The following is a 20,233-nucleotide window of genomic DNA, read 5'->3' on the forward strand; positions in this document are numbered from 1 at the left end:
TGAGATTTGAGTTTTTGATAGAATCGCATTATCTCAAATCTCATATCTAGCTTCTCACGTCTATAAAAGTTCAAAAATCCCTGCAGCACCTTGCCCTGTTCCTACGCACATGGTTACCATTCCGTATTTTTTGTTCTGTCTTTTCAGTTCGTTCATGATCTGTACGGTCAGTTTTGCCCCGGTACAACCCAGTGGATGGCCCAAAGCAATTGCACCACCATTTACATTAATCACATCAGGATTTAAATCCAATGTTCTGATTACCGCCAACGATTGCGATGCAAAGGCTTCATTCAGTTCGATCAAATCGATATCTTCTTTTTTCAAGCCGGCTTGTTTTAATGCTTTTGGGATCGCCTCAATCGGACCAATGCCCATAATACGTGGTGGAACGCCTGCAATGCCGTAACTGACCAACCTGGCAATCGGTTCGGCATTTAATTCTTTCATTTTCTTTTCAGACACCACCAACACAAATGCAGCTCCGTCTGATGTTTGCGATGAATTACCTGCCGTTACACTTCCAACTGCATCGAATACAGGTTTCAGTTTCGCCAACTTTTCCAGCGTGGTATCTGCCCGTGGTCCTTCATCGGTATCAACCACATAAGAACGCGTTTTCTTTTTCAGGTTATCATCCAGATAGTTTTCATTTACCGTTATCGGCAGGATTCCATCTTTCAGATGACCGTTTTTTATGGCATGAATTGCTTTTTCATGAGATTTTAAAGAAAAGGCATCCTGATCTTCACGGCTCACATTATATTCTTTGGCTACGGCTTCAGCCGTTAAGCCCATGCCCCAATACCAATCCGGATTGTTTTTTGCCACCTCTGCATTCGGCACCAGTTTCCAGCCACCAAAAGGCATGCCGCTCATTACCTCTACACCACCAGCGATGATACAATCGGCCATACCTGCTTTGATTTTGGCAACTGCAGTAGCAATGGTATCTAAACCTGATGCACAATACCGGTTTACCGTAACACCCGGTACCTTATCAGTATCCAGGCCCATTAGCGAAATCATACGGCCAATATTTAGCCCTTGTTCAGCCTCCGGGGTAGCATTACCCACCATTACATCATCAATTTGTTCTTTATCTAAATTTGGAACTGATGCTACCAAAGCCCTGATTACTTCTGCGGCTAAATCATCAGCTCTTGTAAAACGGAATACGCCACGGGGTGCTTTACCCACTGCTGTACGATATCCGGCTATAATATATGCTTCCATTCTTTTAGATTTGAGACTTGAGATATTAGATTTGAGACCTGCCCAAACCAATAACCCAAATCGATTATTATTTTTTGTGATACTAGATGTGAGACATTAGATTTGAGACAGGTATCTTCTAAAATCTAGTGTCTCAGATCTCATGTCTTTTTATTAATTTTCTTCTCCAGCATTTGCTGAAAACCGTAAGTCATTTTTTGTAATTCGTCTATTTGGGCAATTGCAGGATCTAAAATTTCAGATTCAAGGATTGCAAGTTTATTAGCAATTACCAATTGAGTTCGCAATTCGTAAGAAGAACCGTTGGCTATGCCTAAAAAATTATTAAATTCTTTGACTGAATTTCTTCCGGCACCTTCGGCAATGTTAGATGGAATTGAGATAGCCGCCCTTCGAGATTGACTGATTAAACCAAAGCGCTCATCAGTTGGAAAAGTCGATGTAGCTTTGTAAACATCAACTGCTAAATCAATAGCCTTATTCCAAATTTTTAACTCTTTTAAATTATTCATGTTCTATAATCTTAATTGCAAATTGCTGTGAACGGTTGCAACCTGTCTCAAATCTAACCTCTCCTATCTCACATCTAATTCCTCAACGGTTTACCTTTTGTAATGATGCTCTGAATCCGCTCTAACGACTTCCGCTCACCTGCAAGGGATAAAAACGCTTCTCTTTCCAGATCCAATAAGTATTGTTCGGTTACCTCTGTTGGCGCAGATAAATCGCCCCCACACATGACGTAGCCTAATTTTTCAGAGATTTTTTTATCATGTTCGGAAATGAAATGCCCGGCATACATACTATTTGCACCGGCATAAACAATTCCCAATCCTTGCTTTCCTAAAACTTTAATATCGTTTCGTTGTACCGGCTTTGTATAGCCAGCATCAGCTAGTTCAATCGCCTTCGCTTTTGCATCGGCCAGTAAACGGTTGCGGTTCATGGAGATCGAGAATTTATCTTTTTGGAGATAGCCCAGTTCATAAGCTTCATAACCGGAGGTAGAAACTTTGGCCATCCCAATCGTTAAGAAACGATCTTTTAGTGCATTCTGCACAATCTGATCATCTTTAAACTCATCCGAAGCACGTAAAGCAAACTCTTTGGTACCACCGCCACCAGGAATTACCCCTACTCCAAACTCAACCAGCCCCATATAGGTTTCCGCAGAAAGCTGAACATGATCGGCATGTAAACTGAATTCGCAACCACCACCCAAGGTTAAATTATGTGGGGCTACCACAACCGGAATTGATGAATAACGGATGCGCATAGACGTATTCTGGAACATTTTGATCGCCATGTTTAATTCGTCCCATTCCTGCTCTACCGCCATCATAAAAATCATCCCTACGTTTGCACCAGCTGAGAAATTTGCTCCGTCATTACCGATAACCAAACCACGGTAATCCTTTTCTGCGAGATCAATAGCCTTGTTAATTCCCGAAATCACGTCACCGCCGATGGTATTCATTTTGGTATGGAATTCTACATTCAGAATGCCATCGCCCAGATCAATAATGGAGACACCTGAGTTTTTCCAAATGGTTTTATTTTCGCGAAGGTTATCCAGGATGATAAACTCATCTGTTCCAGGTAAAGCTTTATAACTTTTGGAAGGGATGTCGTAATATTTCTTAATACCATTCTCCACCTTGTAGAACGAAGTATGTCCGGCATCCAGCATCTCCTGTACCCAGACCGCAGCTTTATGGCCATATTGCTCCATTCCGTCCAGACCTTCTTTTACGCCAACGGCATCCCACAATTCGAAAGGACCAAGTTCCCAGCCAAAACCTGCCCGCATTGCATCATCAATACGGTACAGTTCATCAGAAATTTCTGGAATCCTGTCTGATACATATTCAAATAAACCAAATGAAGAATGTCGGAACAATTCGCCTGCCTTATCTTTTCCTTTGGCAAAAATCTTCATTCGCTCACGAAGGTTTTCTACCGGCTTGGTCATTTCCAAAGTCGTTGACTTAACCTTTTGCTGGGGCTTATATTCTAATGTTTTTAAGTCAAGTGCAAGAATTTCAGTTTTGCCATCAGCAGTTTTGGTCTTTTTATAGAAGCCCTGTTTGGTTTTATCCCCAAGCCACTTATTTTCTTCCATTTTTTGCACGTATGCCGGAAGTTTGAACAAATCGTGTGCTTTATCATCAGGGCAGTTATCGTAAAGTCCTTTAGCCACCTTGATCATGGTATCCAGACCTACCACGTCAGACGTACGGAAGGTAGCTGATTTAGGTCTGCCCAATGCCGGCCCTGTAAATTTATCAACCTCTTCTACCGTTAAATCGAGTTTTTCGACTAAATGCAGGAGCGCCATAATCGAATAAACGCCTACCCTGTTGGCAATAAATGCCGGGGTATCTTTACACAAGACGGTTGTTTTCCCTAAAAATTTATCACCATACTGCATCAGGAAATCAACTATTTCTGGCTGTGTATATGGCGTAGGGATAATTTCCAGTAATTTTAAATAACGTGGTGGATTGAAGAAGTGTGTACCACAGAAATGCGATTTAAAATCTTCACTTCTTCCTTCAGCCATTAAATGGATAGGAATACCAGAAGTATTGGAGGTGATTAAAGTGCCTGGTTTGCGGAATTGCGCTACCTGCTCGAAGACTTTTTTCTTGATATCAAGATTTTCAACTACAACTTCAATCACCCAATCATAACCGGCAATTTTCGGCATATCATCATCGAAGTTCCCGGTTTTGATCTTATTTAATGCTTTTTTAGTGTAAATTGGCGATGGATTTGTTTTTACCGCCGTTTGCAGAGCTGTATTTACAATCCGGTTTTTTACAGCCGGGTTATCTAATGCTAATCCTTTCGACTGTTCCTCAGGGCTGAGCTCTTTTGGGGCGATATCCAATAACAATACCTCAACTCCTATATTGGCGAAATGGCATGCAATACGCGAACCCATAATACCCGAACCTAAAACAGCAACTTTATTAATGCTTCGTTTCATTACTATTTGCTTTTCGTTAGCCTGATAGAAACATGTTATGAATTTACCAGACAGGTTTGATTACTATATTTATTAATCTACAGTATAGGCTACTGTAATATCATTTAATTTGATCAGCAGGTTAATGAAAGTCTCTTTTTCCTTTTTTGAGAAATGTTCATCGAGATATTCATTAAATTTTCGGACAACTCCCTTTGCCAACTGTTTTTTCTCTTTACCAAAATCAGTCAGAAAAACCTTTACCGAGCGTTTATCACCTACTGATGTTTCCCGGAAAATAAGGTTAGCCTCTTCCATGTTATTTAACATGCGCGATAAACTGGTAGCCTTAACCCCAAGCAAGCCAGCTAAATTTGAAACCGCAGTCCCCTCCACATCATCTATATTAATAAGCATGTAACCAATGGCCTGGGTAATCCCAAAACCGGATGCCATTTGGTTGTACTTATTAAACATATTTTGCCAGGCAAACTTAACATGGTAATCTATGGTTTGTTGTTGTTTCATTTTCACTAATTTATTATGCTTGCATAACAAAGCTAATGAATGTATTTTGTTAATGCAATAGAAAAATTCAAAATATTTGTCAAATTTTTCTTATCATAGCCATACACCAAATGAAAACGCAGAATATGTTTAAAAGAAAACAAATACTATTGTTTAGTTTTTTTATTTTATGGGCAGCCATTGGCCAAAGCCAGGTTGCCTATTTCGGAAAATCCCTTTTCAACAGCCAGAAAGCAAAGGTTTTCCGAAACACCACCACCTTGTTTACCTTACAGTATACTGATTATGCCGAGCTGGAAAAATTTGATCAGGCCATCAAAAAAAACTGGACGATTACACCCTATAAAATTATTAAACCTGAGGAGTTGGCACGTTATGATACGCTTGCCAATTATTCTATTTTTTATTTTGATGCCTACACTGAGAAGTCAGACAGCACCAGCAATACAAATATTATTTATGCATTGAAGTTGCTTAGCCAGTCTAAAAAACCTAAGGTTAAAGAAGAAAGCTTATTAGCGGCAGTAACGCTTTTTGCTGATCCGAACACCAATCTTCTGGTTGAAACGCGAGATCAGCAGTATGGCACCAAAAGACGTATAAAAAACAATATTTTATCTTATTTTTATAATAAAGCCAGTTTCTTTAATTGGTCGCCAGGCTTTTTAACGGGTTATTTAAAACAAATTAATGACGGATTGCTCGCCAATGAAAACTGTAATATAGATTACCAATTTTACAATAAAGTGCGCTTACCGGAGCTGCAAAAGGAAACACTTTATGTACCTGAATACATTAAGGAAGTTTTTTCTTCGAGATTAACACTGTTACCCCCTTCAGGTACTATTGCCGAGCCTTATAACTACAAACTCGAATTCGTATCGTATCAAACGCTGGATAGCTTAATTCTGGATAAAACCGCTGCTGTAAAATATGTAGTTTACACGCAACGGTCTAACGATAAAATAATAAGCGTGTATGATAGCAAGGATGATAAAATTATTTATCAACGCTTTTACCCGCAATCGCCAAATTTTGAGATGAATGATTTGAGTGAGATTAAAAAGGTGATTGTATTACTTAAATAAAAAAATCGTCATCTCGACCGAAACGCAGTGGAGCGCCTGCCCGTACAGGCGGGGAGGGATCTACCTCAAAATAGATTTCTCGACTTCGTTGCACTCCGCTCGAAATGACGATAATTCGAAACACGAAGCAAACTTAAAGTGCACGCAATATAGCGATCGTTGTAAGATTGCTTCATCGGATGAAAAAGCCTTCTTCGCAATGACGAATCTTGGCGTATTATCATTTCTAGAAATGAGTTTCGCTTTAAATAAAAATTTCTCGAAAACCTACAAAACCAAAAAGTCCCGATTTTCATCGGGACTTCTTATTAATATGATTAAAACAGACTAATAAAGTGTGAACTCTACACGACGGTTTTGTTGACGACCGGCTGCTGTTTTATTAGAAGCAATTGGTTGACCCATACCGTAACCTGTAGCTTCGATACGTGATGCATTGGCACCTTGTGATACCAGATAAGCTTTAACAGATTCTGCTCTTTCTTTTGATAAACGTAAGTTTAACTCTTTTGAACCTGTATTATCGGTGTGACCAGCTAATTTTAAGCTAAAGTTTTTCTGGATCAATAACGCTGCAACTCTGTTTAATGAAGCATAAGATTTAGAACGGATGGTGGCTTTACCTAAATCGAACTCTAAATTTTTGATCGCTTCGTTAACAACTTTACGATCTTCTTCTGTTACGATTACCTTTTCTACAACCTTTTCCGGTGTTTTTAACGGACAACCAGCACCGTCAACAACTGTACCTGCTGGAGTATCAGGGCATTTATCTAATTTATCTGCAACACCATCACCATCTGTATCTTTTAACACATCATTCAATTCTGAACGTAATTTTGCGTTATCAGCTTTTTGGGCATTTAATTCAGATCTCAAACCTTCTGCGGTTTGTTTTGCTTTCAGGGCTTCATCATAGGTTAAGGCTACCGGGTTGTGGAAAGCCAATTGTTTTCCGCTACCCAAAGCGAACTCTAAACCAGCGTAAGCATAGTTGTATTTATCATTTCCATTTCTGTAATAACCGTCTAAGTTATCGCCATCAACAAAATTGATTGTCCAACCTAAATCAAAATTAACCGCGTCAGAAATTTTAAATTTCGCACCTAACCCCACCGGGATGATCAATTCGTGGATGTTATCGCCACCACCAAATACTGAAGTCCCTGCTGCAGTAGTAATGGTTGGTTTGTAAGCTGCAATACCCGCTCCGGCCGATGCGTAAAGCTGTAAAGTATTTTCTTTTTTAAACATGTCGATATTGAACATGTTCACTACAGCATTTAAACTTCCTGAATAAGATAAGTCTGTATCGAAAGATCTTACCGGAGAGTTGTTTACCGCACCGCTTTCATAAGGCTCGGTATTATCACCTTTTAATTTACCGCGAACTCCGTCTAAACGAAGAGAGAAATAAGGTGTAAACTGTTTTTTGATGTAAAGGCCATAACCTAAACTCGATTTGTTATTACTGAAATCATTTTTTCCGCCTAATGGTGACAGTGGCGTAAGTACACCAGCGTTTACACCAATAGACCATGTTCTTAACATTGTAGTTGAAGTTGCCGGACTTTCCTGAGCTGAAGCAACCGACCCGATTAATAAACCAGCAAGTGCAACTGGTAGGGCTTTAGATAATTGTAGTTTCATAATTTTCTGTTTAACGTTGAATAGCGTTTCTCAACCTTTACAATAGCCATACCAAAAATACACACACGTAAAAATACTTATCAACTTTTCAACAGCATATCCAAACATTTCTATTTACAGCCTCTAATCTACTTATGCTTAGCATATTATATTATCACCCCACTATTTAATATCACCGGCAAACTTCCAGCGGGTGCTAAAATTTTCGGGTAATTGCTGCCGGGTTAATAAGGCCCTTACCATTTCTACAGGCATATTATTTTCATGGAGGATGCTGTTATGAAAGTCGATATTGGTCATTTTACCACTTTGTACCAGTTCTTTGTGTAATGCCCTAAACTGTAATCCACCTAACATGTACCCAATTTGATACAATGGCCCGTACCCACCGGTAAACGATCTGCGTACTTCTGCCGCTGCATTAGCGGGCTCAAAACCTACACGATCTACCAAAAAATCGATACACTGCTGAGGCGTCCATTTACCCAAGTGATAATTCATCGAAAAAATGATACGCGCACAACGGTGCATGCGCCAGAATAGCATTCCTATTTTATCTTCAGGAGATTTTGCAAAATTCTTGTCCCACAGTAACATCTCCCAGTACAGCGACCAGCCTTCTGTCCAGAAAGGCGTACCAAATACTCTGCGGTATGGTTTGTAACGGCTTTGCATAAAATATTGAAGGTTGTGTCCGGGAATAAGCTCGTGAAAAACTACCGCTCTGGAAAAATGCCGGTTGTTGCCACGAAGGGTCATCATTTTAGCTTCTTCACTCATATCTGCCGTTGGATAAGCAATCAGTACCGATTCGCCGCCCAAAAAAAACGGTGCATACAACTGTTCGCTTGGACTTAACATACGCATGCGCCAGCCTTCTTTGGCCAGGGCAGGAATAGCGATGAGTTTATTTTTCTCTACAAAATCTATGGCTTCATTAGCCAGTTGATAAACCAGCTCAGGCTGTTTCCCCAATTCAGGATAATCGGTTTTAACCTTTTCCAATGCTTTTTTCCAATCGTTACCAAATCCCATTTCCTGCGAGGCCTTAAGCATTTCCACGTCGCACCAGGCAAATTCCCGCATGGCAATTGCCTCAATCTGTTCAGGCGTATAAGCAATCATTTCATCTTTCAAATTACTCAGCAAGGCTGTTCTTCCGATCGGATGACCAATAATGCCACTTCCATCGTCTTTGATTTTGGAAGGTTTAGCTATTCTACCCAGCACATCAGCATAATCCTTCATCGCATCAACTACATCTGGATAAACTGCTTTGGTAGCTTCGGTAAACCGAGGGTCGTAACCATCATAAAATTTATAGGCTTCCATAAATACAGCCTGGTATTGATTAACCGTTTGCTGCGCCCACGATGCCTGTAACGATGTAACTGGTAAATCTTTGTTTTCTACTGCTTTTGCGGTTTTCTGAATGGCCGCTTTTAATTGTTCGAAATGTTGCCGGGTAACTTTACCATCCTGTTGTGTACCAATTCTTCGTTTTGCTTCAAAATCTAATAATGTTTTGGCAAAAGGCAAAGTAAAAATGTTGCTTTTAAATTCGGAATAACTTTGCTGCAAGCTGGCCGAATCAGCTCGGATATCACGTTTTAGTAAAATATAATCTACTCTTTCGTTTACAGTTAGCTTGTTAAAAGGCAATGATTTTAGTTGTTTACGCCATTCAGCATAAAAGCGTTCCATTCGCTTAAAGTATTCTTCTGATTGCTTCAGCGTATATTTACGGTTTAGCATCGTCCCATCTGAGTGATATTGATTAATCAGCGGACCTAGCAGGCTGGCCTCATTGGTTTGAGCCTGCAATTGTAGGGCGACTGTTAGAAGGAAAAACAGAAAAAATAGTTTACGCATGGCGATATGGGATATTTTGAATAGACCCACGCAATATAACTAAACCGCTACGCAATTGCCGCAGGGTATCTATGTAACATGTTAAGGATAGTAGATAAAAGGCAATTCGGGCCAATCATGTTCCTGTAATCCAGATACCTACCAGCCAACAGCTTTATCATCCCCTCTGGGGTCGGCTCCACCCTGATAATTGCCCCATTTTGTTCTTAAAATAGCATCAACCCTGCCAATTGGACCTCGTTGCAAGATTTTATAACCTTTTGCTTTTAATTTCTCGGTTGATAAACTATCCATGGCATCTTTTTCTACATATACCTCATCTGGCAACCATTGGTGATGAAACTTTTTAGCTGCAACGGCCGACTGCATAGACATATCAAAATCGATCACATTGATGATGGTTTGGAATACAGAGGTAATGATGGTTGAGCCACCAGGTGTACCTACCACCATAAATAATTTCCCATCTTTTTCTACAATGCTTGGGGTCATGGAGCTTAGCATTCTTTTATTAGGTGCTATGGCATTGGCTTCTCCACCAACTAAGCCATACATATTGGGTGCTCCGGGTTTAACAGAAAAGTCGTCCATTTCATTGTTCAATAAAAAACCTGCTCCTTTTACGGCCACTAACGACCCATAAGAACCATTTAAAGTGGTGGTGATGGAAACGGCATTTCCATCGCGATCTACGATAGAGAAGTGTGTGGTTTCTTCGTGTTCTGCTCCTTTTAATTCGCCAGCTAAAACCGCACTGCTTGGGGTTGCAGCTGCCCAGTTAAAGTTTGCCATCCGGTTTTTATTGTAGGCCGCATTTAATAATTGTTGTTGAGGAACGTTATAAAAATCAGGATCGCCCAGGTGCGTTGCGCGATCGGCATACACCCTTCTCTCAGCTTCGACGATTACCTGCACAGTTGAATCGGTATTATGTCCCCATTTTTTTAAGGGATAAGGCTCTACAGATTGAAGCAACTGGATGAGGGCAATACCTCCGCTTGAAGGAGGTGGCATGGTAATAATTTTGTAGTCCCTGTATTTACCGGTTATAGGTTTGCGCCAGATGGCATGGTAATTTTTTAAATCTTCTTTGGTAATCAGCCCTTTCCCGCGTTGCATTTCGGCCACAAGCGAATCGGCCACGGCTCCTTCGTAAAAGCCCGACCTGCCTTTCTCCTGAATAAGCTTTAAAGTATTGGCCAGTTCCTTTTGCACCAACACATCATTTTCCTGCCAGGTACTTTCTAAATTAACGAAAGCCGTCCCGTTTGGATTAAATGCCATAAACTTCCGGTGCAAAGCATTCAGTTCGCCAGCCTGCCGTTTGGTAATTTTAAAACCAAGCTTTGCCAGGTCTATTGCAGGCTGTAATACCTGCGCCCAGGAAAGCTTTCCATATTTTTGATGTGCCTCTACCATACCATCTACTGATCCGGGTACACCCACAGCTAAATGGCCATAAAGGCTTTTATCAACAACTGGATGACCAGCAGTATCCAGGTACATATCTCTACTGGCTGCCGAAGCTGCTTTTTCTCTAAAATCCAAGGCATTTATCTCGCCGTTTGCACCCCGGTATACCATAAAACCGCCGCCACCGATATTTCCTGCATTAGGATAAACCACAGCCAGCGCAAACTGAACCGCCACGGCAGCATCAACCGCATTCCCACCTTTTTTTAAAATATCAATACCTACCTGCGATGCTTCCGGATGGGCCGAAACCACCATACCGTTTTTATATTCGCCACTGTTGTTTTTACCCAATTGCCCGGTTACACAACCAGCCAATAACAGCACAACACATAAGTATATTAACGATTTTTTAAAATTATTGAGGGGCTTTATAGTTTTCCGCATCTTTATATATTTTTTCGATTACTTCATTATTTTTTTCTGTAATCACTTTTCTTTTCAGACTTAATTTTGGGGTAAGTTCACCACCATCTATACTCCATTCTTTAGGCAAGAGTGCAAATCTTTTTACCTGTTCCCATTTACCAAAACCCACATTAGCAGCTTCGATAACCTCATTATACTTACTGAGTACCTGCTCGTTTTTAATGATCTCTTCGTTTGAGTTAAAAATAATGCCCTTTCTGCCCGCCCAGGTTTTCAAGGTTTCGAAATTTGGTACGATCAGGGCGGAAGGGAATTTTCTATTTTCGCCCAACACCATAATCTGTTCAATAAAAATAGATTCTTTATATTTATTCTCCAACATTTGCGGGGCAACATATTTTCCGCCCGCTGTTTTAAACATTTCTTTTTTACGGTCGGTGATTCTTAGAAAACGGCCATCAACCAATTCACCGATATCTCCGGTATGAAACCACCCTTCCTGATCTACTGCTTCCTGTGTAAGATCTGGCCGGTTATAATAACCTTTCATCACCTGATGTCCGCGGGTTAATACTTCACCATCAGGCGCAATTTTGACTTCCACACCTTTAATTACTTCCCCAACGGTACCGAACATGGTTCCTCCAAAATGGTTGACCGTAATTACTGGTGAAGTTTCAGTTAGTCCGTAGCCTTCAAAAACAGGCATACCAGCTGCCCAGAAAATTCTTGCCAATCGTGGATTTAGCGCTGCTCCGCCAGATACGATCACCACAATCTCTCCTCCCAAAGCCTCTTTCCATTTTTTGAAAACCAGTTTACGGGCAATCCCCAGTTTGAAGTTGTACCAGGCACCTGCATTGGTAGTATATTTCTCAGCCAAAGCTACCGACCAGAAGAAAATTCCTTTTTTAACCCCGGTTAGTGCTTTCCCTTTCTCCATGATCTTATCGTACACTTTTTCAAGCAGCCTTGGAACTGTGGAAAATGCGTTAGGTTTTACATGCTGAATATCGGCTACAATAGTTTCCATACTTTCGGCATAATAAATTCCCGTATAATTAAACAGGTACAGATAAATGATCATCCGCTCGAAAATGTGCGATAAGGGCAAAAAACTTAAACTTTTTTTTACACCTTCGGGCATCACTACAGCGGAGTTTACAAAATTTGCGACTAAATTATTGTGCGTTAACATTACGCCTTTAGGCGTGCCTGTTGTTCCAGAGGTATAAATTAAGGTTAAAACATCCTCAGGCGCTACTTTCGACCGATATTCTTCCAGATCAATATCGGTGCTTGCTTTACCGAGTTCAATTAAGGTATCCCAGTTTTCGGTTGCTGTAATTTCATTAAAGCTATAAATTTTAATAGCCGGATTTATAGCATCGGCGCATGGCTTAACTTTTTTATACAACTCTTCGTCGGCTACAAAAATGATGGTTACTTCTGCGTCTTTTAAGATAAATTGGATATCGTGCTCTGCTAATGTTGGATACAAGGGAATCTGGTAAGCCCCGATCTGGTTGGCAGCAAAATCGGCAATATTCCATTCAGGCCGGTTGTGCGACATCACGGCGACTCTACCGCCTTTACCAATACCTTGTCTAATTAATCCACGGCTTAGGCTATCTACCGCGTTACAAAAATCTACTGTACTATAATTTATCCATTTTCCGTTGACTTTTCCACTGATAAATTCCTGCTTAGGATTTTTGAGGCTGTATTTTAAAAGATCAAAAACCCGTTTAATTTCTGCCGCCATATGAATTATATATTATTTGGTTAAGTTAAAAAATCAAACATAAAGATTGCCACCTGTTATGCTTTTTAAATGAAAAGAATACCTTAAATTAAGTAAAATCCGGTATTTAATTTCCCTTAAAAATATTTTAATAAACTTAGTGATTACAAAATTACTATGCAAGCATTGTTTTTTATCTGATGAAAATTTTTACCAAAGAAATATAAACGGCATTAAAGTTGCTAGGCTGATAACAATTAGAAAAACATTATAAATATTAATTATGAAAAAATTATTTACCATTCTATGTTGTACAGCAATGTTCGCTCTTGCGACAACATCTTTAAAAGCACAAAGCTACAAAAATGCACTTGGTGGCCGTTTTGGTAACTACAATGGTGTTTCGTTCAAGACAGGCCTTAACAAAAATGCCATGTTAGAGTTAATAGGAAACTTTAGAAGTAATAGAGGTGTAAGCTGGGTACAATTAACCGGTCTTTATGAGGTTTATAACCCAATTGGTGGAGCTCCAGGATTAAACTGGTATTATGGAGGCGGTGCCAGTATAGGTTCTGTAAAGGTTAAGGGATTTGATGGTGATGTTTACTTAGGTGCAAACGGTGTTCTTGGATTAGATTATAAATTTAAAGGTGCTCCAATCAACCTATCTTTAGATTGGATTCCGACTTTAAGAATTACTCCTGATACTGATTTTTATGGTGGTGATATTGGTTTAGGTGTTAGGTTTACTTTCTAAGTAAAGCGTTTTGCGCTAAGCGCATGGCGTTAGGCGTTTATATAGCAAAGCATTTAACGTAAAAATCCCGTAAGAAATTCATCTTACGGGATTTTTTTTGCCTGAACCAATAGACTCAAGACTGAGGACTTAAGACTCCCGACTTAAACGCCCGTCCATTTTTTCAGCACTGCTTTTTGAGCAGGTGTGGCATTTTCGTTAATAGTTGCTTTTAAGCGTACATTTGGATTTTCTTTCAGGGTAAGAGAAATTTCTTTCTCCAATCCATCACGTCTAACCTTCAGTTTCAGCACATCACCGATATTCTTTTTAGCTACCAATGGGATTACCTCTAAAGAAATCATCGGGCTTTTTAACCTAACGGTTGCTAATGCCTCACTTAGCGTGGTATCATCTAAGGTAAGCACTACATCGTTTACATTTAATCCGCTAATCCAGGCTGCAGAATTTCTTGTCGTTGAAGTAATCATCAAACCATCATTGGTCAATTGTCCGGTAGCACCGGTTACCGGTTTACCAGGAGTTGCATTCTCTGCAGAAACATCTACACCTGCATATCCGAAATACTTCTCATATTCTACATCATCAACCCCGTTTACATATTTTGCCCAGAAATTGGTAAAACTGATTCCGGATATTTTTTCCACCATAGCTTTAAACTCGGCATCGGTATAACCGCGTTTTAAAGTTTTACATTGCAGGTACATGGCTTTCATTACATCATCAAGGCTTTTGGCACCTTTGGTAGCATTAATAATTTCGAGATCCATTAGCACACCAATCACTTCGCCCTTATTGTAATAGGAGATGGAATTATTTTTTGAGTTTTCATTTGGGCGGTAGCCGATAATCCAGGCGTCGTAGCTAGACGAAGCTGCCGACTGGTATTTGGCACCCGGAGTATTTAAAACCGTACCTACGCCACCTGCTAAATCTTTCAGAAATTCGTCCACATCAGTAAAACCGGCGCGGTGCAGATATTTATTTTCATAATAAGAGGTAAAACCTTCGGCCACCCAGAGGTTGGTGGTGTAATTTTCGTTATCGTAATCGAATGGGCCTAATGCAATAGGGCGCAAACGTTTCACATTCCACAAATGATGATACTCATGTGCAACCAAACTTAGAAAGCCTTTATAACCTTCGGCTGTGTTATAAGCATTTCTTGTAGCACCCAAAGTAGTGGAATTTAAGTGTTCCAGACCACCGCCTCCTCTTAAAAAATTATGAACAATAAAAAGGTAATATTTATTAGGGTTTTCGCCATAAACGGCAGTTTCTTTCTCTACAATTTTGGCCATATCAACTTTTAGCTTCTCTTTATCGTAATTACCGCCACCATACATGGCCACTTCATGGCGAACACCTGCTGCTGTAAATTCAAAGGTATCCTGATTGCCCACTTCAATAGGGCTATCATAAAGAATATCAAAATCGTTGGCCATGTAGGTAAACTGCTCACCTGCAACAGGTGTTAAGCCGGTAGAAACCTTACTCCAGGTATTAAAAGGAATAATTTTTACTGTACTCGGCGATTTGATCATGCCATCAGGGTGCATAAAAATCCCTGTTGGCGATAAGAAAGCATGAGATTCATCGATAAATGGTGTCCGCACCGAAATTTCAAATGCATAAACACGGTAGTTAATCTGGATTTTAGCGGCCTTCGCCGAGAAAATTCTCCAGGTATTCTTCCTTACCTTTTCAACTTTTACAGCCTTACCTGCTGCAGTGGCGTTAAATTCTTCCACACTTTTTTCAAACTCGCGAACTAAATAAGAACCTGGAGTCCAGACAGGCATTTTTACATCTACATAATCTTTGGTCAATCCAGAAATATTCATCTGTACCTCTGCATAATGCGCTTGCGGTTCTTTAAAAGATACCTCAAAGCCTATTTTTACCTGCGCCTTCGCTGCCATAATACATGTTAGTAGTAAAACTAAACTTAAAATTGATTTTTTATTAAACATATTCACTTGTTTTGCTGCAAATTTAAATTTATTGGTGAGGTTTTAATATAGAATAGCTAAATGTAGTGTAAAATAGTTGCTTTTGTTCAACTTGCGTCTGGTGTTTGGCAATTTGTGAAAAACTCCGGGCGCTTCGGCACCACATGGCATCAGGCATTAATTGCCTGATTTCTGAAGGATAACGATTTAGGATGAACGATTATTTTGCACTCAAATCCTGGACTTTCCGACTACAGACTTCGGACTGAGATGGTAACATCCTTAATACAACAAAATTAGGACTAAACTATTTGAATATTTTTACGCTCTAATGCTAAAACATTAACCTCATTTTAATGTTGGAATACGCACTACACAAATCATAACAATGAAGAAAAGGTATATTATCTATGCTGTTTTAGCTATAGGCCTGGCTTATCTGGTATATTACAGAATTAATGCAAATAAAAAACTGGAGGGGAAAGGGGGTGCATCTGCCGGAGCTGGCAAAGGCAATGGTAAAGGCGGCACATCAGCTCCGTTGGTAGTGGATGGAATTATAGTAAAACCGGTATCTTTTGACAATGACCTGGAAATAACCGGTGCTATTGATGCAAACGAATCGGTAGTACTTAAAAGTGAAGTATCAGGCCTGGTTACCGGAATTTATTTTCAGGAAGGCACTATGGTATCAAAAGGAAGTGTGCTGGTAAAAGTAAACGATAGAGACATACAAGCGCAATTGCAGGATGCGCTTACCAAACAAAAACTATCCGGCACCAATGAGAACCGGGCAAAACAATTGCTGGCAAAAGGAGCAATCAGTCAGGAAGAATATGATACTGCCCTGGCCGATTTAAAATCATTGCAGGCACAGGCACAATTAGTTAGGGCACAACTGGCCAAAACCATAATCCGCGCACCTTTTACAGGGCGTATAGGCTTACGCAACATTTCTACCGGTACTTATTTAACCCCCACTATGGTAATTGCCAACCTGGTGAGTACCAATCCGGTTAAAGTTACTTTCTCTGTTCCGGAGAAATATGCAGGACAGATTAAAGTGAATTCAGAAATCGTATTTACAACCGATGGCTCTTCAAAAGAAAACAAAGGAAAAGTTTATGCGATAGAACCGGGAATTAATGCCGCTACGAGAACCTTACAAATCAGGGCATTGGCGCCAAATGCTGATAATGCCTTGTTACCAGGCTCCTTTGCTAAAATTAAACTGGCCTTAAACACCCTTCAAAATGCTATCCTGATTCCTAACGAGGCCGTTGTACCGGTTTTGAAAGGTAAGATCGTGTATATCCAGAAAGATGGCAAGGCACAGGAAGTTAAAGTAGAAGCAGGTACGCGTACGGATGAAAACATTGTGATTACATCAGGATTAAAAGCTGGCGACACGGTATTAACCACCGGATCAATGGCTTTAAAGAAAGATGCGCCGGTTAAAGTTCATTTGGTTAAAGAATAATTATGAGTATCTCTACTACGAGTATTAAACGGCCGGTGCTGGCTATTGTAATGAACCTGTTAATTGTTCTTTTTGGGATTATAGGTTATACTTTTTTGGGCGTCAGGGAGTATCCGTCTATTGATCCTACCGTAGTTTCGGTCAGAACGTCTTATCCGGGGGCCAACGCTGATATTATCGAATCGCAAATTACCGAACCTTTAGAAAAATCGATCAATTCTATTGACGGGATCAGAAACATCTCCTCATCCAGTAACCAGGGGGCAAGTAATATTACCATAGAGTTTAACCTTGATAAAAACATTGAAGAGGCCGCAAATGATGTACGTGATAAAGTATCGCAAGCGGCCAGAACTTTACCGAAGGATATCGACGGTTTACCCGTAGTGAGTAAAGCTGATGCGAACTCCGATCCGATTTTATCGATGACGATTCAGAGCGATAAACGAAACACCCTTGAATTAAGTGATTTTGCTGAAAACGTAATTGCAGACCGGATTCAAACCATCCCCGGGGTTAGCAGTGTTCAAATCCAGGGGCAAAGGAAATATGCCATGCGCATCTGGATGGATCCAAATAAGCTCAGTGCTTACGGTTTAACCTCGCAGGATATCGTTACGGCCTTAGATAATGAAAACGTAGAACTCCCATCCGGAAAAATTACCGGGGCTACTACTGAACTAACCGTTAAAACCTTAGGAAAACTTACCAACGAAAGTCAGTTTAACAACTTAATCTTAAAAGCTGATAGTAACCAGGTAGTTAAACTCAAAGATGTAGGTTTTGCAGTTTTAGGACCGGAAAACGAAGAGACTATTCTGCGCGAATCAGGCAAACCCATGGTGGCCATCGCCATTATTCCCCAGCCGGGCGCTAATTACCTCAACATCAGTAAAGAATTTTATAAACGGTTTGATAAATTAAAAGCCGATATTCCCCAGGATATTAAATTAAAAGTGGCATTGGATAATACCCTTTTCATTAAACGTTCTGTAACAGAGGTGGCCGAAACGATTGGCCTATCGCTGGTATTGGTAATTCTAATCATCTACCTCTTTTTTAGGGATTGGGCCATCGCCTTCAGGCCATTGATCGATATCCCGGTATCTTTGATTTTCACCTTCTTTATCATGTATGCCTTTGGCTTTTCCATAAACGTGTTGAGTTTACTGGCCATTGTACTGGCTACGGGTTTGGTGGTGGATGATGGTATTGTGGTTACCGAAAATATCTTTAAAAAGGTGGAAGAAGGGATGTCGCCCTTTGAGGCAGCCATTAAAGGGTCTAATGAAATCTTTTTCGCGGTAATTTCGATTTCCATTACCCTTGCAGCTGTGTTCTTACCTGTAATTTTTTTACAGGGCTTCGTTGGTCGCTTATTTAGAGAGTTCGGTGTCGTAATTGGTGCTGCAGTATTGGTATCAGCCTTTGTATCACTTACCCTAACACCCATGTTAAATGCCTACCTGATGAAAAAGGGTGGCCATAAACCATCCCGATTTTACAACTGGACCGAACCTTACTTTGTAAAATTAAATGATGCTTACGGATCTAACCTGAATAAATTTTTGGCCAAAAGATGGCTTTCGGTCCCGATTATCTTAGTTTGTATGGGCCTTATTTTTCTTTTCTGGAAGATATTACCAAAAGAAACCGCTCCTTATGATGACAGAAGTGCCATCAACATCAACGTATCTACCCCGGAGGGTGCTTCATTTGCCTACACGGATAAGTTTATCATGAAGCTAAATCAGCTGGTGATTGATTCTGTTCCGGAAAAAAACGTGAACATTACCATTACTTCACCAAGTTTTGGCGGCTCAGGTGCGGTAAACTCCGGTTTTGTGCGGATGGGATTAACCGATCCGGAAACCCGTGAGCGTTCGCAAAAAGAAATTGCCGATATGCTTACCCGCATAACTAAGAAATACACAGAGGGTAAAACCATTGTGAACCAGCAACCCACCATTTCTGTGGGGCGCCGTGGCGGATTACCCATCAGTTACATCATCCAGGCTCAAAATTTTGAAAAACTACGCGAGAAAATTCCATTATTTATGGATGCTGTTGCGAAAGATCCAACATTTACGGTCTCGGATGTAAACCTGAAATTTAATAAGCCAGAAATTAACCTGACAATCGATCGGGATAAAGCCAAAAATTTAGGTGTTTCTATATCCGCTATTGCCCAAACCCTGAATTTGGGTTTAAGCGGACAAAGGTTCTCATACTTTTTTATGAATGGAAAACAATATCAGGTAATTGGTCAGTTTGACCGTGGCGACAGAAAAGATCCGTTAGATTTAAGTTCCGTTTATGTACGTAACGATAAAGGGCAATTGGTGCAGCTTGATAACCTGGTAACCGCTAAAGAAGAAAGCAGTCCGCCACAATTATACCGCAACAACCGCTTTATTGCCGCTACCGTTTCGGCGGGTTTAGCACCGGGCAAAAGTATTGGCGAAGGTATTGACGCCATGGATGCCATTTCAAAAAAGGTATTGGACGAGACTTTTTCTACAGACTTAAGTGGAGAATCGCGCGATTTTAAGGAAAGTTCTTCTAACACCTTTTTCGCGTTCGGTTTAGCCCTGCTCCTGGTTTATTTAATTCTTTCAGCGCAGTTCGAGAGCTTTAAAGATCCGGTTATCATTATTTTAACCGTCCCAATGGCCGTTGCAGGTGCATTTTTGTCACTCTGGTTATGCGGGCAAAGCTGGAATATCTTCAGCCAGATCGGTACCATTATGCTGATAGGCCTGGTAACCAAAAACGGAATCTTAATTGTTGAGTTTGCCAACCAGCTTAAGGAAAAAGGCATTCCCATTCCAGAGGCGATCAGGGAAGCTGCGGTTTCGCGGTTACGTCCGATATTAATGACCAGTTTGGCCATTGCCATTGGCGCGCTGCCTATTGCGCTTGCACTGGGTGCTGCGGCAAAAAGCAGAATGAGTATGGGAACCGTAATTGTAGGCGGAACCTTGTTCTCACTGGTACTCACTTTATTTGTAATACCAGCTATTTATTCCTATTGGGCCAAACCTTACCAACCGAATCAAGAATTAAAAGAAGCCCGTCGTTTTGAACAGGAAGCTTTACATACAGAAGAATAA

At 40.4% G+C, this 20,233-nt stretch carries 13 protein-coding genes; 4 read left to right on the plus strand and 9 right to left on the minus strand.

Features of this window, described 5'->3' with window-relative positions:
* Positions 1-60: 60 nt before the first annotated feature.
* From QZ738_RS20395 to QZ738_RS20410, 4 genes are all read right to left on the minus strand, one after another.
* Positions 61-1,236: an acetyl-CoA C-acyltransferase gene (locus QZ738_RS20395; RefSeq protein ID WP_293790128.1), complete on the minus strand. Its 1,176-nt coding sequence runs from the start codon at positions 1,234-1,236 to the stop codon at positions 61-63.
* Positions 1,237-1,376: 140 nt separating this feature from the next.
* On the minus strand, positions 1,377-1,748 hold the full coding sequence (locus QZ738_RS20400) for a four helix bundle protein (RefSeq protein ID WP_293790131.1): 372 nt from the start codon (positions 1,746-1,748) through the stop codon (positions 1,377-1,379).
* A 74-nt stretch (positions 1,749-1,822) separates the two neighbouring features.
* Positions 1,823-4,228 (minus strand): 3-hydroxyacyl-CoA dehydrogenase/enoyl-CoA hydratase family protein, encoded by a 2,406-nt coding sequence (locus tag QZ738_RS20405; RefSeq protein WP_293790133.1) that lies wholly within the window; start codon positions 4,226-4,228, stop codon positions 1,823-1,825.
* 72 nt (positions 4,229-4,300) lie between these two features.
* Complete coding sequence (locus QZ738_RS20410; RefSeq protein ID WP_205058158.1) at positions 4,301-4,735, minus strand: MarR family transcriptional regulator; 435 nt, start codon at positions 4,733-4,735, stop codon at positions 4,301-4,303.
* A gap of 125 nt (positions 4,736-4,860) precedes the next feature.
* On the opposite strand from QZ738_RS20410, the gene QZ738_RS20415 reads away from it, so the two are divergent.
* Positions 4,861-5,823, plus strand: coding sequence for a hypothetical protein (locus QZ738_RS20415; RefSeq protein ID WP_293790136.1), 963 nt, complete (start codon positions 4,861-4,863; stop codon positions 5,821-5,823).
* Between the two features lie 327 nt (positions 5,824-6,150).
* Here QZ738_RS20415 and QZ738_RS20420 read toward each other — a convergent pair whose 3' ends face one another.
* The 4 genes from QZ738_RS20420 to QZ738_RS20435 form a co-directional block, all read right to left on the minus strand.
* Positions 6,151-7,473 (minus strand): OmpA family protein, encoded by a 1,323-nt coding sequence (locus tag QZ738_RS20420; RefSeq protein WP_293790139.1) that lies wholly within the window; start codon positions 7,471-7,473, stop codon positions 6,151-6,153.
* Between the two features lie 162 nt (positions 7,474-7,635).
* Positions 7,636-9,345 (minus strand): DUF885 family protein, encoded by a 1,710-nt coding sequence (locus QZ738_RS20425; RefSeq protein ID WP_293790142.1) that lies wholly within the window; start codon positions 9,343-9,345, stop codon positions 7,636-7,638.
* A gap of 138 nt (positions 9,346-9,483) precedes the next feature.
* Entirely contained in the window at positions 9,484-11,205 is a 1,722-nt protein-coding gene (ggt, locus tag QZ738_RS20430) for a gamma-glutamyltransferase (protein ID WP_293790145.1), read from the minus strand.
* Positions 11,177-12,952: a long-chain fatty acid--CoA ligase gene (locus QZ738_RS20435; protein WP_293790148.1), complete on the minus strand. Its 1,776-nt coding sequence runs from the start codon at positions 12,950-12,952 to the stop codon at positions 11,177-11,179. Before QZ738_RS20435 ends, ggt begins: the two co-directional genes overlap by 29 nt.
* A gap of 262 nt (positions 12,953-13,214) precedes the next feature.
* On the opposite strand from QZ738_RS20435, the gene QZ738_RS20440 reads away from it, so the two are divergent.
* The gene (locus QZ738_RS20440) at positions 13,215-13,688 is read left to right on the plus strand and encodes a hypothetical protein (protein ID WP_293790149.1); all 474 of its coding nucleotides are present in this window, start codon (positions 13,215-13,217) and stop codon (positions 13,686-13,688) included.
* A gap of 143 nt (positions 13,689-13,831) precedes the next feature.
* Here the strand turns inward: QZ738_RS20440 and QZ738_RS20445 are convergent, their stop codons facing one another.
* Positions 13,832-15,610, minus strand: a complete 1,779-nt coding sequence (locus QZ738_RS20445; RefSeq protein WP_293790151.1) for a peptidase M61 — start codon at positions 15,608-15,610, stop codon at positions 13,832-13,834.
* Between the two features lie 418 nt (positions 15,611-16,028).
* On the opposite strand from QZ738_RS20445, the gene QZ738_RS20450 reads away from it, so the two are divergent.
* On the plus strand, positions 16,029-17,120 hold the full coding sequence (locus tag QZ738_RS20450) for an efflux RND transporter periplasmic adaptor subunit (protein ID WP_293790154.1): 1,092 nt from the start codon (positions 16,029-16,031) through the stop codon (positions 17,118-17,120).
* Between the two features lie 2 nt (positions 17,121-17,122).
* Complete coding sequence (locus QZ738_RS20455; RefSeq protein WP_293790157.1) at positions 17,123-20,233, plus strand: efflux RND transporter permease subunit; 3,111 nt, start codon at positions 17,123-17,125, stop codon at positions 20,231-20,233.

The organism is uncultured Pedobacter sp., assembly GCF_913776295.1.
Lineage (GTDB): Bacteria > Bacteroidota > Bacteroidia > Sphingobacteriales > Sphingobacteriaceae > Pedobacter.

Excerpts from the sequence above, each read along its gene's own strand:
- QZ738_RS20395 (WP_293790128.1), bottom strand. The coding sequence starts at position 1,236 with ATGGAAGCATATATTATAGCCGGATATCGTACAGCAGTGGGTAAAGCA.
- QZ738_RS20400 (WP_293790131.1), bottom strand. The coding sequence starts at position 1,748 with ATGAATAATTTAAAAGAGTTAAAAATTTGGAATAAGGCTATTGATTTA.
- QZ738_RS20405 (WP_293790133.1), bottom strand. The coding sequence starts at position 4,228 with ATGAAACGAAGCATTAATAAAGTTGCTGTTTTAGGTTCGGGTATTATG.
- QZ738_RS20410 (WP_205058158.1), bottom strand. The coding sequence starts at position 4,735 with ATGAAACAACAACAAACCATAGATTACCATGTTAAGTTTGCCTGGCAA.
- QZ738_RS20415 (WP_293790136.1), top strand. The coding sequence starts at position 4,861 with ATGTTTAAAAGAAAACAAATACTATTGTTTAGTTTTTTTATTTTATGG.
- QZ738_RS20420 (WP_293790139.1), bottom strand. The coding sequence starts at position 7,473 with ATGAAACTACAATTATCTAAAGCCCTACCAGTTGCACTTGCTGGTTTA.
- QZ738_RS20425 (WP_293790142.1), bottom strand. The coding sequence starts at position 9,345 with ATGCGTAAACTATTTTTTCTGTTTTTCCTTCTAACAGTCGCCCTACAA.
- ggt (WP_293790145.1), bottom strand. The coding sequence starts at position 11,205 with ATGCGGAAAACTATAAAGCCCCTCAATAATTTTAAAAAATCGTTAATA.
- QZ738_RS20435 (WP_293790148.1), bottom strand. The coding sequence starts at position 12,952 with ATGGCGGCAGAAATTAAACGGGTTTTTGATCTTTTAAAATACAGCCTC.
- QZ738_RS20440 (WP_293790149.1), top strand. The coding sequence starts at position 13,215 with ATGAAAAAATTATTTACCATTCTATGTTGTACAGCAATGTTCGCTCTT.
- QZ738_RS20445 (WP_293790151.1), bottom strand. The coding sequence starts at position 15,610 with ATGGCAGCGAAGGCGCAGGTAAAAATAGGCTTTGAGGTATCTTTTAAA.
- QZ738_RS20450 (WP_293790154.1), top strand. The coding sequence starts at position 16,029 with ATGAAGAAAAGGTATATTATCTATGCTGTTTTAGCTATAGGCCTGGCT.
- QZ738_RS20455 (WP_293790157.1), top strand. The coding sequence starts at position 17,123 with ATGAGTATCTCTACTACGAGTATTAAACGGCCGGTGCTGGCTATTGTA.